This window comes from Myxococcus xanthus (genome assembly GCF_006402735.1).
Classification (GTDB): Bacteria; Myxococcota; Myxococcia; order Myxococcales; family Myxococcaceae; genus Myxococcus; species Myxococcus xanthus_A.
Map to the genome: position 1 here is coordinate 4,071,905 of NZ_CP017174.1, position 15,988 is coordinate 4,087,892.

A 15,988-nucleotide genomic window follows, 5' to 3' on the forward strand; every position below is an offset into this window, starting at 1 on the left:
CCAATTGCCATGGGCTACTTCGCGGTCCCGTACGACATTCATTTCGATGACACGATGGCCTACGGGAGCCATCACTTCCTCACGAACTTCAAGTTTCAGTGTGCTGGGCGGGAGCACTTGCTCTTCAGTCCGGACGTGTTCGACGTGCCAGAGTTCCGGCGCGACTTCGACCAGGTGCTGCTGCTCACCTACGAGGGCTACTCGCGCAACCTGGCACCGGCCAACCTGGGAGACCGGTTGGTGGTGCTGACGACATTGGAGGAGCGGGGAGAGGTCTCCATCCGCTTCTGCTTCCGGACCCTCAAGAGCGATGGGACGCCGGTGGCGTGTGGCTTCCAGACGGTTCTCTGCGCGGACCGGACGTCGGGCGCCCTGTGTTCGTTTCCCAAGTCTTTCCTTCGGTGCTTCGACTCACTGTCGGGCATCTTCGAGCGCGCCGGGGCACGGAGCTTCCGGGACTGTGTCCAGAAGGGAGGCTCCGCACTCAAGGACGTGTTTCCGGAGTCCATCCGGGCGCTGGCGAAGTCGCTGCTCGCGGACCCGGCGTCACTGGGGGCGTCCCGCGTCGTTTCGTTGGAGGGGGCGCCCGCGGCGCGGACTGCCGAGAGTCCCGACGCGCTGGTGCTGCCGCAGGGGGCGACGGCATTTCTGTTCGCCGGGCAGGGTTCGTTTGAGCCAGGGCTCTATCTCCAATTGAAGGCGCTCGACCCTGACCTCGGAGACGAGCTTCAGGGTGTCGCCGCCGCATGTCGTGCGGTCGGAGTGGAGGCGGAGCCGTTGCTCGCCGCGCGTGACGTCTCGGACGTCCGGCGTGCGCTGGAACAGCTGCCTCAGCTCGACCAGTTGGGCATCTACCTGTCCGGAGTCCTGGGCGCCCGGTGGATGCAGCGCCAGGGGGCGAGCCCGGACGTGTTCGTGGGGCACAGCTTCGGGGAGATTGCCGCGATGGCGGCGGCGGGTGCGCTCGACTTGCGCGCTGGCGCGCAGGTCGTCTGCCAGCGCATCCGAGCGCTTCAGGTTCTTCCCGACGACTTCGGAACGCTGGCGGCGGTGGCGCTCGGGGAGTCCGAGGCCGTTCGCGCCATCGCGGAGTGCGGCGCTTCGGGATTGCACATCGCGGGCCGCAACCACGCTCGGCAGACGGTGGTCGCGGGAGCGCGCGGTCAGCTCGCGCGACTCCGCGCGCTGCTGGAAGGCCGGGGGCAGGGATTCACCTTCGTTTCAAGCCGGTACCCCTTCCATCATCCGGACATGGCCCCGGCCGCGAAGTCCTTCCGCGAGATGCTGGGCCGTGTGCCCATGCAGGCGCCGCGGGGCCGTGTCTATTCGCCCATTGAGCGGCGCGCCTATGTGGGCGGGCAGCCAGAACTGGCGGATGCGCTCGCATCGCACCTGGTGCGCTCGTTCGACTTCCTGGGGACGGTGGAGACGCTCTCCCGCGCGGGATGCACGCGCTTCGTCGACTGCGGAACCACGGGCGTCCTGGCGCGCATCGTCCAGAAAATCATCCCGGCGGAGACGGCCGCGGAGGTGAGCGTCATCAGCAACCTGCTTCCGGCGGAGCGGTCAGCCCCGTCGGCTGGCATTGAGCCGAAGTCCGTGGAGGCCGCCGCGGTCGACGACAGCGGCATTGCCGTGGTGTCGCTGGGCTGCATCCTTCCGGGGGGAGCGAAGGACCCGGAAACGTACTGGCAGAACATCCGGAAGGGCATCAGCGGCATCGTCGACCAGGGCCTGTTGCAGCCCGAGTTGGTGACGGACTTCGCGGGTCCCGCGGGAACTCCAGACCGGACGTACACCCTGCTCACGGGGCATGTACGGGATGAGGACCTGGTTGCGCCGCCGGGCTTCGACCCGACGCGTTTCCAGCAGTACGTCCGCGAGCAGAAGCTGCTGGCCATCGCCCTCTCGCAGGCCATGCAGGGACTGAAGCCGGTGGCATCGAAGTCGCCGGGGCGCATCCAGTGCCTGCTCGGTTCGACGGCGGAAGGGTCGGCCGAGTACGACGCCGCGCTGAGCGTGGAGGCTGGAGAGGCGCTGCTGAGTGCCCGGGGTGAGCGGGGTCATGACGTCGCGGCGCTTGCGAGCGCGGCGCGTGAGGCACTTGGGGTGGAGGCCATCTCCCGTGACCTGGCGCCGCATCCCACCCTGCAGGCCGTGGTGACGGACGTGGTGGGGCAGGGTGTCGCCACCACGCTGCTCGACGCTGCTTGTGCATCGTCGCTCTATGCCATGGCGCTGGGCATGAAGGCGCTGGAGCGAGGGGACTCGGACCTGATTCTTGCTGGCGGCGTGTTCTCGCCGGGGCCTGGCAACAGCTGTCTGTTCTCACAGTTCAACGGACTGTCTGCCACGGGGAGCCGGCCCTTTGACGCGCGCGCGGACGGCGTCATCTTCGGTGAAGGCGCGGGCGTCGTTGGGCTGATGCGCCTGAAGGACGCAGTCGCGGCGGGGCACCGGGTCCATGCCGTCATTCGAGGCGCGGGGCTCTCCAGTGATGGACGGAGCAGCTCGGCGAACGTGCCCCGGTCGGAGGGGCAGGTGGCGGCGATGGAGGCGTGCTACTCGGGAGCCCAGGTTGACCCGGCGAGCGTGCAGTACATCGAGGCGCACGGAACGGCGACTCCCGCGGGGGACGCCACCGAGCTCAGGTCGATTGCCCGCGTCTTTGGTGGCAAGCGCAGCGGCGTTCAGCTCGCCAGCGTCAAGGCACTGATTGGCCACGTTGGTTGGGCCGCGGGTGCTGCTTCGGTCATCAAGCTGTGCAAGGCGATGGAGCACCGGCTCTTCCCGGTGCAGTCCAACTTCGATGCGCCCGGTGCCGCGCTGCGCGCCATGGGGCCCGGCTTCGAGGTGAACACGCGCGAGCAGCCTTGGCCGGAGAATGGCGAACTGCCTCGTCGTGCCGCCACCAATGGCTTTGGCTTTGGCGGAACCAATGCGCACCTGGTGCTGGAGGAGTACCGGGGGCCTTCGTCGGCGCCGAGGTCCCGCGAGGGCACTTCATCGGAGGCGGAACTCGTGGTCGTGGCCACGGAGGGCTTGTTCCCGGATGGGCGCGGGCGGCCCGAAGCGGGTGTTCCTGTCGAAGTGGGCACGCGCTTCGACCTGAAGGCAATGCGCCTGCCGCCCACGGTGCGCCTGCTGCCCGACATCTCCGAGGACATGGATGCGACGCAGCACCTCGGGCTCGTGGTCGCGAGTGCGCTCGCCCAGAAGCTGGGGACGTTCGACGCGCTTCGCTCGGGGACGGCCATCGTGCTGGGGCTCGAGGGCAAGACGCGCCGTGGTGTCGAGGCGGTCCAGCGCGTCCTGGCTTTCACGCTGCAACGGCGCTTGAAAGAGAAGGCTCGTCGCGAGCCAGCATCCGCCGCGGTGCTGCCCCTGGCGGAGCGTCTTCACTCGGCGGTGATGGGGAGCCTCCGTCCCTCGGGGCCGTACACGCTCCAGGGGATGATGCCGAACGTCACGCCCGGCCGTGTCGCGGGGGCGCTCGACGTCAAGGGGCCCAATTTCGTGGTGGATGCGGGGGCGGCGTCGTCTTCAGCGGCGCTCCAGGCCGCGCGGGGGCTGCTGGAGAGCGGCTTCGAGCTGGTCCTCGTGGGCAGTACGCACATTGGCAGACCGGGTGAAGTCGGAGGGGCGCAGCAGCCCGAGGAAGGCGCAGCGCTCTTCGCGGTGACGACGGCGGAGAAGGCCCGAAGGCTCGGCTTGAAGCCCATGTGCCACCTTCAGCTTTCCACCCGTGGCACGAAAGGAACAGGTGCGGGTGTCGACCTGCCACCGCACTCGGCGGCGGAGAGCCTGGCGTTGCTGCGCGCCGTACAAGCGGCGGCGGATGGTCGTGCTGGCACGCTGCGGTTCCACCCCGATGCCGCGACAGGTGTCCGGCTCGAAGTGCGGCTCCATCCGATGGCGGATGTGCAGGATGTCGAAGGCTCGCTGCCTTCGCTGCGAGCACGCTCCGAGGCTGCGACGGGGGGCTCGTTCGAAGCTCAACCTCGGCCGATGTCGGACGGGCAGCCCGTGGAATCAATGCAGTCGTCATCGCGAGCCCACGCCAATGCCGCAACGGAGGGCCGGCTCGGCGTGTCATCTCGGGCAGCGGAGCAGGGAGGGCGGATTGACGCCTCCACGTCACCTCTTCGGACTCATCCTGATGCCGTGACGGACGGTCGAAGCGAACTGCCGTCCCGACCGTCAGAGGGGATGCGGCTTGCTCCTTCCCGTCCTGTTGAATCCGCGTCGTCACCAGTCGACGGCGCATCGGGAGCCGAGTCGCAAGCCGCATCGGGAGGCTTCGACCACGCCGCGCCCATTCAGTATCTGTCGCCTGTGCTGGTGGAGCGGCCAGCTCGGAAGACGCAGCCGTCGTATCTCAGAGGCCGTCGGGTGCTGTTCATCGCGGAGGACGTGGCGCTCGCGCGCGAGCTTGCAGCTCGGGCGGAGGCCCTGTGCGGAACGGAGCACGTGATTCTCTGTCCGGGAACAGGTTCGGATTCGGGACGCCTCCGGTACGTCGACCTCACGACCGAAACCTCCGCGGAGGCCGGGCTGGCCGCCCTTGGCTTCGAGCCCGAGGTCATCCTCGCGGTCAGCCGCATCGAGGCAGGGGCGCTCGAGGCCGCGGTGGTCGCGGACACGGCCATGAAGCACGGGGCCCTGGAGTTGCTCTTCCTGGCGGCCCGTCGCGCCTATGAGCGCCTGTCTCGTGGCGAGGTGGCGCTGGTGAGTCTGTGCATTGGCGCTGTGGGCCCACGGCGGTGCCTGCATCCAATGTCGGGACTGTTCGCAGGGATGCTCAAGTCCATCGGGCGGGAAGTGCCTGCCCGGAACGTTCGTGCCGTCTCCACCACGGCCATGCCGATCCAGAAGGCGCTCGAGCTGGCCGAGGCTGAGCTGGGCTCGGATGTGGACGGGAATCACTCCATCGAGGTTTGCTTCGAAGGTCCGGTGCGCTGTGTCCGCGTGTTGCGGGTGACGGACGTCACCGCGGACCAGGCGGCGACGCTCGATTCGCGCTCGGTGGTCCTGCTCACGGGCGGGGGACGGGGCGTCACGGCAGTCCTCGCGGGAGCCCTGCTCAAGCGGTTTGGATGCAAGGTGGTCCTCGTAGGGCGGAGCGATCCGGATGAGGCACCCCTGCGCGTGCTCCAGGCCCGTGAGGAAGACCTGCCGGCGATGGAGCGGGAGTTCTACGCCTCGGAGTTGGCCAGCAATCGGGGCGTGCGCATGCCAGAGCTGCGCAAGCGCTTCGAGCGCTTCCTGGCCGCTCGCGAGCTGAAGGCCACGCTCGAGGGCCTGGGCCGGCTCCCGGGCGAGGTGCTCTACCGGGCCGTGGACGTCACGCGAGCGGCGGACGTGGACCGCGTGGTCCAGGAAATCGTCGATACGCATGGGCGGCTGGACCTGGTGGTGCATGGGGCGGGCACGCAGACGTCCAAGAAGCTGAATCGCAGGCAGCTCGGAGAGTTGCGCACGAACCTGGGCACCAAGCTGCTGGGGCTCCGGAACCTGCGGGAAGCCTGCGTGAGTCGGCTCGCGCGGCCGGTGCCGTTCCACGTCCTCACCTCCGCGTTCAGCTACATCGGGAATGACGGGCAGGCGGACTACGGCTCGGCGAACGAGGCGCTGGACCGGCTCTGCGCCTGGGTCAGCGACGCGAGCCAGGAGGTCCGCTGGTGCAGCGTGGGCTGGCTGGCCTGGGACGGAATCGGCATGACGCGGGGCTCGGAGTACCGCGTGCTCGGTGCCAGCCGGCATCTGCGTGGCATCCGCGCGGAGGAGGGCGAAGCGCTCTTCCTCCAACTCGTGGATGGGCGGCCTCGACAGGCCATCAACGTCCAGCTCACGGAGAGCGAGCGTTCCTACTACGCACTGGAGGTCTTGCCCGCGGAGGAGGCGCGTTCTCTGTCGGCCGGGCCCGTGCAGCGCGAGTTGGTCGTGGATGCGGCGAGTGTGCCGTGCCTGGAGGACCACCTCGTGCGTGGCACGCCCACGTTGCCTGGGGCCTGGGCGTTGGACCTGATGCTGCAAGCCGCGGTGGGCAACGGGCGGCCAGAGCTGCGCACCGTCACCATCGAGGACGTCCGGTTCTCACGCTTCATCCGCGTCAAGCCGGGGAGCCGCCAGCATCTGCGCGCCGAATGCACGCCCCTCATCGATGAGCCCGGACGGCATGGCGTGCGGGTCCGGCTGATGGGGGACATCGTCCATGCGTCGGGTGTCGTGCTGGAGAAGGACCTCGTCTATGCGGAGGCGCGGTTCACGCTGACGGCGGAGCCGCCTCGGGGCACGCCGGAGCTGGATGCGGCGGCGCCGTCGGGACAGGCACTGCGGGTCCACGACCCACACTGCGCCGCTGGTGCGCCCATCGAACTGCGGAAGATGTTCGACTGCCTGGAGGAGATTCACATCGAGCCGTCGGCCCGGTTTGCGCGGTTGGGCCTGCCGACCGAGCCTCGTCAGGCGGGAAGCACCGTGCCCGCGCTCGTCCTGGATGCCGCCTTGCGGCTGAGCGCGATGCATGTGGATGGGGAGTCGAGCGCGGTGTTCGCGCCCATCCAGTTCCAGCGGGCCACGTTCGACCGGGGCCTGGTGGACGTCCGGGGGGGAGCGCCGCTTCACCTCTCGTTGAAGGCACTTCCTCCGCGAGTGGATGGCGACCTGCTGGAGTGCGGCACCGTCGCTGCGCTCGACGAGGCGGGACGGCTTCGGATGTTGCTCGAGGGCGGCCTTGCGCGGCCCATGGCTTGAGACCTCCTTCCTTCGGATGAACGCATGAATTCTTCCAATCCCCAGGCGGGTCCCATTCCCGCCGATGACCCCCGGCGGCTGCGGTCGGAGCTGCGCCGGGTGATGCCGCCGGAGTCCTTCCAGCCGCAGCCCCTGCGAGGCATCGTCGCGTTCGGGCTGGTTCCGGTGATGGTGGTCTTGATGTGGGCCGCGGGAAGCGGGCGGCTGCCATGGTGGGCGTGCCTGCTCAGCTCGTTCGCGCTCGGGCAGATGGTGACGGCCGTGGGGCTGGCGGCGCATGAGGCGCTGCACCACGCGGTGTTCCGCAGCAGGGCGCTCGAGAGTCTCCTGGGCTGGGTGGGCTTCAGCCCGTTCCTGGTGACACCCGGGAACTGGCGGGCGTGGCACGTCCAGGCACACCACAGCGCGGCGAACGTCCTGGTTCGGGACCCGGACATCCTGCCGCGTCAGAGCGAGTGGCGGACCCAGTGGTTCGCGAAGGTGTTCCACGCGATGTCCCCGGGATCGGGCTCGTTGCTGAGCTTCGTCAGCTTCAGCTTCTTCTTCACCGCCCAGGGACAGGCCTTCCTCTGGCACCACAGCCGGCTGCCGCAGTTCAAGCATGTGCACATGCATCGAACGCGGGAGCGCATCCTCACGGTGCTCGTGACGCTGGGGTGGGTCGCGGTGGGCTGGTGGATGGGGCCAATGGGGGCGCTCTATGCGCTCATCCTCCCGCTCCTCATCGGCAACATCACCTTGATGATCTACATCGCCACCAACCATTGGCTGCTGGCCGCGCACGAGGAGTCGGACAACCCCTTCGTGAACACGGCCAGCGTGGCGACGCATCCGGTGATGGACTGGCTGCACTACAACTTCAGCCACCACCAGGAGCACCACATCTTCCCGGCCATGAGCCCGAAGTTCGCGCCGCTGCTTCGCAAGCACCTGCGCGAACTCAACCCCGAAGCGTCACAGGTGTACCCGCACCTGCACGCGCTCCGGATGCTGTACCGGCGCCCGGCGCTCTATGCCGAGGACGGACAGACGCTCATGGCACCGGAGGGGACGCCTTCGATTTCGACGGAAGCGCTGCGCAGCCAGCTCAAGGGAGGTGATTCAAGTCTTGAACACGGCCTGCCCCGGTGAACGGCTACGCCTATGTTATGGGGCACCATGCCTCCGTCCGACACCGAGTCCTACCTCCTCGATTACCACCGCCGGCTCGCGGGCGTGACCGCGCGGTGGTTCGCGAAGACTCCCGTGATTCGGGGCGACAGCCGATTCGCTTCCACCTATGAGTTGCTGGCGGCGGAAGTCCCCCAGGACGCGCGGCCGAGGACCGTGCTCGACCTGGCTTGCGGCGATGGCTACCTGCTCGAGTTGCTCGCTCGGCGGGCGCCTCAGTGTCCGGGACTCGTCGGCCTGGACATGAGCGAGGACGAGCTCGCCCAGGCCCAGGCGCGATTGAAGGGGGCCGCCACGCTGATTCGAGGCGTGGCGCAGTCGCTCCCCTTCGAGGACGCCAGCCTCGACGTCGTGCTCAGCCACCTGGCGCTCATGCTGATGGATGACTGCGAGAAGGTCCTCTCCGAGATTCGCCGCGTCCTGACGCCTGCCGGGAAGCTGTCCTGCGTCGTCGGCGGAGGCTTCGTGCCTTCCGGGGCGCTCGCGGTGTTCCGCGCCCTGATGAAACCCGCCATCGAGGCGCAGCCGCGCCCCCTGCTGAGCCTGGGCGACACGCGCTTCCGCTCCACCGAGGGGCTGAGGGCACTCTTCGACCTCGCCTTCGAGCATGTCGAGGTCTTCGACCTCGAGGTCCAGGAAGGCGGGCCGCCCGAGCAGGTCTGGGCTTCCCTCTCCACCACCTACGACGCCGACCAGCTCTCGCCCGACGCACGCGAGGACGTCCGGCGCGCGTTCCTCGCGGCCGTGGAGCCCATGAAGGATTCAACTGGAAACATCACCTGTCTCTGGAGCATGCGGCAGGTGACGGCGAGCGCGCCACGACGCCGCGGCGTGTAGGGCCTGTCGTGACCTGTCTGGCGCCTTGTCGCCCAAACGACAAGGTGACCGACTCGTGATGAGTTGGCGCGCGGGCATGTGCAATCCAATCTCCTGGGCCTTCTGGCGAATGGAGACGTGCCCATGCAGCGCAGGAGCTTCCTTCGACTCACCGCGATGAGCAGCGGACTCCTGGTCCTGGGGCCGGGTTTCTGGCGTTCCGTCTATGCCGCTCCCGCCCGGCCGGGGCCTGGCCCCTACGGTGCCATCTCCGGTGCTCCGGATGCTCAGGGGCTGAGGCTGCCCGCGGGTTTCAGCTCACGCATCATCGCTCGCACCGGACAGCGCGTTCCCGGCACCCACTACACGTGGCACGCCGCTCCGGACGGCGGCACCTGTTTCCCCACCGACGATGGCGGCTGGGTCTACACCTCCAACTGTGAGTTGCCGCTAATTGGAGGTGCCTCATCGATTCGCTTCGATGGCGGCGGCAACGTGACGAGCGCCTACCGCATCCTCGAGGGCACCCAGCTCAACTGCGCCGGAGGGCCCACGCCCTGGGGCACCTGGTTGTCCTGTGAGGAGTGGGACGGGGGCCATGTCTGGGAATGCAATCCCCAGGAACCCTCACAGGGGCAGCGGCGTAGTGCCCTGGGCACCTTCGCCCACGAAGCCGTCGCCGTGGACTCGGTGGGCATGCGCCTGTACCTGACGGAGGATCGGCCGGAGGGGCGGTTCTACCGCTTCACTCCCGCCCAGTGGCCCTCGCTGTCCTCGGGCACCTTGGAGGCCGCGAAGCTGAACGGCAGCGCGCTGGATGGCACCGCCACCTTCAGCTGGGTGAGGGTCTCCGCCTCGCTTCCCGCGTCTCTGCAGCTCGCCCGTTTCCTGACCACCGCGTTCGATGGCGGCGAGGGTTGCTGGTACGACAGCGGCACCATCTACTTCACGACCAAGGGCGACAATCGTGTCTGGGCCCACACCCCGGCCACCGGCACGGTGGAGCTCCTCTACGACGACGACCTCTACCCGGAGTCGCCGCTGCGCGGCGTGGACAACATCACCGTGTCCCGCTCGGGTGACCTCTACGTGGCTGAGGATGGTGACGACCTCCAGCTGTGCGTCTTCACCCCGGGCCCTGAGCGCTCCGTCGCGCCATTCCTCCAGGTGGTGGGGCACGCGGGCTCCGAACTCACCGGCCCCGCCTTCAGTCCGGATGGCCAGCGGCTGTACTTCAGCTCGCAGCGCGGGACGGATGGCAACGGCGTCACCTTCGAGGTGCGTGGCCCGTTCCGTTGACGCAAGGGCGCGTCTCGCGCGGCGTTGTTCGTCGCGTGGGGCCGTGTCACGGCGGTGGGCCCGAAGCCATCGAGCGCAAGCTCTCGGCTCCGGGCCCTGCGTCAGTGGAGACGCCGATGCCACTCGTACGACGTCAGGCCGTGGCGGAGCGCACCGCCGCGAGCAGTTCGCCGGAGTCGACGAGCTGGCTCACCGCCTCGATGTCCCGGTGCAGCTCGCGGTCCTTGTCCATGTGGGGGACCTTCGAGCGCACCAGCTCATACGCCGCGAGGGCGCCCTTGCCGGGCTTCAGCGGCAGGCGGAAGTCCAGGGCCTGCGCCGCCACCAGGATTTCAATCGCGAGGCACGAACGGGCGAAGTCGCTGACCTGACGGCCCTTGAGCGCCGCCGTCATGCCCATGGACACGTGGTCCTCGCGGCCCGCGGATGACGGAATCGAATCCACCGACGCGGGGTGGCTGAGCACGCGGGACTCGGCCACGAGCGCGGCGCTGGTCACCTGCGCGATCATGAAGCCGGAGTTCAACCCGGAGTTCTTCGCCAGGAACGCCGGCAGGTTGGACAGCGACGGGTTCACGAGCTGCTCCACGCGCCGCTCGCTGATGGACGACAGCTGCGTCAGCGCCATGGCCACCACGTCCATGGCCAGGGAGATGGGCTGGCCGTGGAAGTTGCCTCCCGACACGATGCGCTCCGTGTCCGCGAAAACGAGCGGGTTGTCCGTGGCGCTGTTGACCTCCACCTCCAGGATGCGTCGGGAGAACGCGATGCCCTCGCGCGCCGCGCCGTGCACCTGCGGCATGCAGCGCAGGGAGTAGGGGTCCTGCACCTTGCTGCAGTTGACGTGCGACTCCACCAGCTCGCTGTCCACCAGGATGCGCCGCAGGTGCGCCGCGACGTCCTTCTGGCCCGGGTGCGCGCGCACATCGTGAATCTCAGGGATGAAGGGCTTGTGGCTTCCCAGCAGGCCCTCCAGCGTCATGGCGCCCGCGACGTCGGCGATGTCCGCCAGGGACTCCGCGCGAAGCTGGAGCAGGGTGCCCACTGCGCACATGGCCTGCGTGCCGTTCACCAGGGCGAGGCCCTCCTTGGCCTCCAACACCACCGGTTGCAGGCCGGCGCGCTCCAGCGCCTGCTTCGCGGGCATCCGCTGGCCCTGGTGGAAGGCTTCACCTTCGCCGATGAAGACGAGCGCCAGGTGCGCCAGCGGGGCCAGGTCTCCGGAGGCGCCCACGCTGCCCCGCTCGGGGACCACGGGCACGACGTCCCGGTTCAGCATGTCCAGCGCCAGGGCCAGCGTCTCCATGCGGATGCCGGAGTAGCCCTTGGCGAGCACGTTGCAACGGAGCAGCAGGAGCGCCCGCGCCTCCGGAAGGGGGAGGGGCGTGCCGACGCCACAAGCGTGGGAGAGGATGAGATTGCGCTGGAGGTCGCGCAGGTCCTTCTTGTCGATGCGGACTTCGGCCAACGTGCCAAAGCCGGTGTTGATGCCGTAGGCGGGCGTGTCTCCGGCGGCGACGCGGTCCACCAGGGCGCGCGAGGCCCGCACGCGGGTGGCGGCGTCGGGCGACAGCTCCACGGTGGCCTCGTTGCGAGCCACCTGGAGGATTTCCTCGAGCTTCAGGGTGTCACCGTCGATGAGGATACGGGGGCGCGACATTCGGGGCTCCAAGGGGTGCGGCGAAAGGGCGGGCACCCTAGCGTAAACGGGTGCGGTGGTGCTGGCCGGCGCTTTACACCCGCTAGCCGGGCTCGTATAGCTCCCGCCCGTCTGAAGAGGGAGGTTGCAGGCGCCATGGCACTCATCGTCCAGAAGTATGGCGGTACCTCCGTGGGTGACGTGGCCCGCATCAAGAACGTGGCCCTGCGCTGTCTGGCCGCCCAGGAGGCGGGGCATGACGTGGTCGTCGTCGTGTCCGCCATGTCCGGCGAGACGAACCGGCTGCTGAAACTGGTGGCGCAACTCACCGACCGGCCGGACGAGCGCGAGCAGGACGTGGTCGTGGCTACCGGTGAACAGGTCTCCATCGGCCTGCTGGCCATGGCCATCCATGCCCAGCAGGGGAAGGCGACCAGCTTCCTCGGCCACCAGGTGCGCATCGTCACCGACAGCACCTTCTCCAAAGCGCGCATCAAGAGCATCGACGCGCAGCCCATCCGCGCCGCGCTGGCCCGGGGCCACATCGTCGTGGTGGCGGGCTTCCAGGGTGTGGATGAGTCCGGCAGCGTCACCACGCTGGGCCGTGGCGGCTCCGACACCACCGCCGTGGCCGTGGCCGCCGCGCTGAACGCGCACGCCTGTGAAATCTACACGGACGTGGACGGCGTCTACACCACCGACCCCAACATGGTTCCGTCCGCGCGCAAGCTGGACCGCATCACCTACGAGGAGATGCTGGAACTGGCCAGCGTGGGCGCCAAGGTGTTGCAGATCCGCTCGGTCGAGTTCGCCATGAAGTACAAGGTGCCGCTGTGGGTGAAGTCGTCCTTCACCGATGACCCCGGCACCCTCGTGTGTGAGGAGGACAGTTCCATGGAGGATGTGCTGGTCCGTGGCGTCGCGTATGACCGCAACGAGGCGAAGATCACGGTGTGTGGTGTGCCGGACGTCGCGGGCGCCGCGGCGAAGATCTTCGGTCCGCTCGATGAGAAGCACATCGTGGTGGACCTCATCGTGCAGAACCCGTCCAAGAATGGCCGCACGGACCTGACCTTCACCGTGGGCAAGGCGGACTTCCTCACCGCGCAGGAAGTGGTGCGGAAGGTCGCCGAGGAGATTGGCGCGTCCGGTATCGAGACTGACGGGGACATCGCGAAGGTGTCCATCGTGGGCGTGGGCATGCGCAATCACTCGGGCGTGGCGGCGCGGATGTTCCAGGCGCTGTCCGCCGAGGGCATCAACATCCAGATGATCTCCACATCGGAGATCAAGGTGTCGTGCGTGGTCCACGCCAAATACACGGAGCTGGCCGTGCGCGCGCTGCACACCGCCTTCGGGTTGGATCAGCCCATGCCTCCGGAAGGGGTCTCCGCCGTCTCGGAGACGGCGGCCCTGATGGGCGAGAAGGTCTGAGCACATGGCGAGCCGCACCGCCGCGCTCGCCGCCGTCGCGCTGGGGGTGCTGGGCGTGGGCGTCGTCGCACGCCTGCGCTGGCCGGATGCGGCGCCCGCGTTGGACTGCGCCGCTGAGTCAGTGCGGATCCGTCCGGATGGTGTGGCCCTCTGTGGTGACGGCGCCGTGCCGACCGGGGCTCAGGCGCTGGCCCTGGGGCGTCCGTTGGATTTGAACTCGGCGACCGAGGAGGAGCTTGCCCTGCTCCCGGGCGTCGGGCGTTCCCTGGCGCGGAGCCTCGTGGAGGCACGCGAGGAGCAGGGCGGCTTCAAGAGCTGGGATGACGTGGATGCGGTCCGTGGCGTGGGTGCTGCCAAGTTGCAGACCCTCCGGGCGGCCACGGCGCTTGGAGCGCCTCCCGACGCCGGGCCCGTGTGGTAAGCACGTCGAGTGCAGATCTCGTGCCCTCAGTGCTCGATGCAGTACGTCCTCGACTCCCGCTTGCTGCCGCCGGGGGGCGCCTCCGTCCAGTGCACGCGCTGTGGTCACGTGTTCATGGCCGCGCCACATGGTGCGCCGCCGCCCTCGCGATCGACTCCGGCGGTGACGGGTGGGGCGGGGCCCGCGCGCTCGAGCATGAAGTCCACGCAGCTCTTCGCGGGAACTCCGCCTGGAGCCACGGCGGGTTCGTCCGTGACGACGACGACGCAGGTGTTCGGCGCGGGAGCCGCGGAGCGTTCGGCGCAAGCGCCTTCGTCGGGGGCGCCGATGGGTACGACGCAGTCGTACGGTGCGGTGGCGTCGAAGGGGCAGGGTGCCGGCAACGCGACGCAGACATTCGGGGCGGTGCCTCCCACGGCGAGCAACGCCACTCAGACCTTCGGGGCAGCGCCCCCAGTAGCCCCCGTGGGCGTGACGCAGGCTCCTGGCGCAGTTCCCACGGCGAGCAACGCGACGCAGACGTTCGGAGCGGTGCCTGCCGTTGCACCCGTTGGAGCCACGCAGACGTTTGGGGTCGCTCAGGCGACTGGGCGGAGCGCTGGCAACGCGACGCAGGCGTTCGGGACGATGCCTTTCAGGGGACCGGCGGCTGATGCCGGCACCTCGTCGCAGGGCGGAACTCCCGGGGTCGGGACACAGGCGTTCGGCGCGGTTCCTCCAGTGGCACCTGTAGTTCCCCCTGTAGGAAGGACGCAGACCTACGGCGCGGTTCCCGGACAGCAACATGGGTCGCCAGGGAGTGCCAGACAGGGCTCCGTGGCACCAGGCAACGCGACCCAGACCTTTGGTGCGTACGCACCTCCGCAGGCTGGCGCCTTCATGACGCCAGACCCGGGTTCCGTGTCCACGCCTCCTCCCGTGAGCCCGAGTCACGTCGGCGGGGCGCGGGTTGCATCCCAGGGCTCCGCCTCGACGGACGGCGTCCCCGTTGGATTCTCCGCGCCACCCGCGAGCGATTCCGTGGCCCCACTAGGGCGCAGCCAGACGTTCAGCGCCGTTCAGCCGTCTGCCTCCGAGGCACCGGTGGGGTCGAAGCGTGTCTTCGGCTCCGTGCCGCCCATTCCCGCGCCCGCGAGCCTGTCCGGAGACGGCGCCACGGACGCGCCCTTCTCGGGCGTCCGAGCGACGAGCCCCTTCGGCCTGTCACCGCTGTCCGGCGCCGACAGTGGCATCCAGCTCCCGCCAGAATCGGACCCCACTGCGACGCCGGGCGCCGGGGCAGGGGGGCTGAGTTCCCTCGATGACTCCAGTGCCTCGGACCTGGGCCCTGTGGCCGGAGCCGCATCGCGCCGGGCCCCACTGGAGCTCCCTCCGGACCTGATTGCGTCGACCCGTCTGTCGATGGACGGAGCGCGGACGTTCGAGAACGGCAGCTCCCAGCGAATCCGTCCCCGGGTGGTGCTGGCCATCCTGGTTGGACTCATCGTGGTGGCCTCGCTGGGCTACGTCGCGCTGAAGAATCGCGGGGTGGAGATCCCCGCCAATGTGGTGGATTCGACGGACCGTGCGTCGGTGCTGCTCCGTCGGGATGACGCCACCTCTCGTAAGCAGGCCATCGAGCGGCTGCGAAGCATCGCCATCGAGAATCCCGGCTACGTCGACGTCCAATCCGAACTGGCGGTAGCGCTCACGCTGAACCTGTCCGACGTCCAGGCCGATGCCGAGCGTCTGCGTCTCCGGGGCGATGCCATCGCCCGGGGCCTGGAGGCCGCGGCGAAGATGCGCGTCCTCGCCGACCAGGTGGCTCGCCGCACCTCCCTCCAGCAGGAGCAGGAGGCCACCGCGCGCGACATGGCGTCCCTGCGTGTCACCACCGCCACGCTTCGCAAGGAACTGGACGTGCAGTTGGCCCAGTTGAACAAGGCGCCGGAGTCCGAGCCGCCCAGCGCCGCGGCGGCACGGCTCAAGGCACGCGCCCTCCATGCCTCCGTCCTGGCGGCGCCGGACTCCCTGGCCCTGGCCGAGCGTCTGCGCAACGTGGAGAGCGCGCCGTACCCGTGGAGCACGCTGGCTCGGGCCGAGTACGCGCTGGTCGCCGGGTCGCCGCCGGAGTCGCTCCAGGCGGTGGCCAAGGACTTGGAGGCGCTGCGCCAGGCCGACAGCACGCTCCTGCGCGCCTACCTGCTCGGTGCCCGCGTGGCGCTGAAGCTGAAGGACACAGCCGCGGCCCGTTCACTCCTGGACGACGCCGTGGCGTTGAACCCGAACCACCAGGCGGCGGCTCGGCTGATCGCGCAGATTGACGCGGATGCCGCCTCGCCCTGAAGCGACGACCGCTTCCTCGGTCTCGAGGGCTGGAGAAAGTCCAGTCCTTCACCCGGTGCCGAGCCCTCCGTGGCGCCACTGCGTGTGATTTCAAGCGCGTGGACGAGGCACGCCTCTTGCTGAACCCG

At 69.0% G+C, this 15,988-nt stretch carries 9 protein-coding genes; 7 read left to right on the forward strand and 2 right to left on the reverse strand.

Annotation, left to right across the window (positions count from 1 at the left end):
- Positions 1 to 9 precede the first annotated feature (9 nt).
- From BHS09_RS17335 to BHS09_RS17350, 4 genes are all read left to right on the forward strand, one after another.
- Positions 10 to 6,756 (forward strand): type I polyketide synthase, encoded by a 6,747-nt coding sequence (locus tag BHS09_RS17335; RefSeq protein WP_140798400.1) that lies wholly within the window; start codon positions 10 to 12, stop codon positions 6,754 to 6,756.
- Between the two features lie 24 nt (positions 6,757 to 6,780).
- Positions 6,781 to 7,887, forward strand: a complete 1,107-nt coding sequence (locus BHS09_RS17340; RefSeq protein ID WP_140798401.1) for a fatty acid desaturase family protein — start codon at positions 6,781 to 6,783, stop codon at positions 7,885 to 7,887.
- A 27-nt stretch (positions 7,888 to 7,914) separates the two neighbouring features.
- The gene (locus BHS09_RS17345; protein WP_237080404.1) at positions 7,915 to 8,763 is read left to right on the forward strand and encodes a class I SAM-dependent methyltransferase; all 849 of its coding nucleotides are present in this window, start codon (positions 7,915 to 7,917) and stop codon (positions 8,761 to 8,763) included.
- Between the two features lie 123 nt (positions 8,764 to 8,886).
- Positions 8,887 to 10,041: an alkaline phosphatase PhoX gene (locus BHS09_RS17350; RefSeq protein WP_174260556.1), complete on the forward strand. Its 1,155-nt coding sequence runs from the start codon at positions 8,887 to 8,889 to the stop codon at positions 10,039 to 10,041.
- 133 nt (positions 10,042 to 10,174) lie between these two features.
- Here BHS09_RS17350 and hutH read toward each other — a convergent pair whose 3' ends face one another.
- Positions 10,175 to 11,701 carry a histidine ammonia-lyase gene (gene hutH / locus BHS09_RS17355; RefSeq protein WP_140791431.1) on the reverse strand — a complete coding sequence of 509 codons (1,527 nt, stop codon included), beginning with the start codon at positions 11,699 to 11,701 and terminating at the stop codon, positions 10,175 to 10,177.
- A 135-nt stretch (positions 11,702 to 11,836) separates the two neighbouring features.
- On the opposite strand from hutH, the gene BHS09_RS17360 reads away from it, so the two are divergent.
- Together BHS09_RS17360 and BHS09_RS17365 are read left to right on the forward strand one after the other, a co-directional pair.
- Positions 11,837 to 13,114 (forward strand): aspartate kinase, encoded by a 1,278-nt coding sequence (locus BHS09_RS17360; RefSeq protein ID WP_140791433.1) that lies wholly within the window; start codon positions 11,837 to 11,839, stop codon positions 13,112 to 13,114.
- A 4-nt stretch (positions 13,115 to 13,118) separates the two neighbouring features.
- Positions 13,119 to 13,535, forward strand: a complete 417-nt coding sequence (locus BHS09_RS17365; protein WP_140791435.1) for a ComEA family DNA-binding protein — start codon at positions 13,119 to 13,121, stop codon at positions 13,533 to 13,535.
- A 104-nt stretch (positions 13,536 to 13,639) separates the two neighbouring features.
- Here BHS09_RS17365 and BHS09_RS17375 read toward each other — a convergent pair whose 3' ends face one another.
- On the reverse strand, positions 13,640 to 13,966 hold the full coding sequence (locus BHS09_RS17375; RefSeq protein WP_237078360.1) for a hypothetical protein: 327 nt from the start codon (positions 13,964 to 13,966) through the stop codon (positions 13,640 to 13,642).
- Between the two features lie 652 nt (positions 13,967 to 14,618).
- Here BHS09_RS17375 and BHS09_RS17380 point away from each other — a divergent pair.
- Complete coding sequence (locus BHS09_RS17380; RefSeq protein WP_237080405.1) at positions 14,619 to 15,860, forward strand: tetratricopeptide repeat protein; 1,242 nt, start codon at positions 14,619 to 14,621, stop codon at positions 15,858 to 15,860.
- Positions 15,861 to 15,988: the final 128 nt, after the last annotated feature.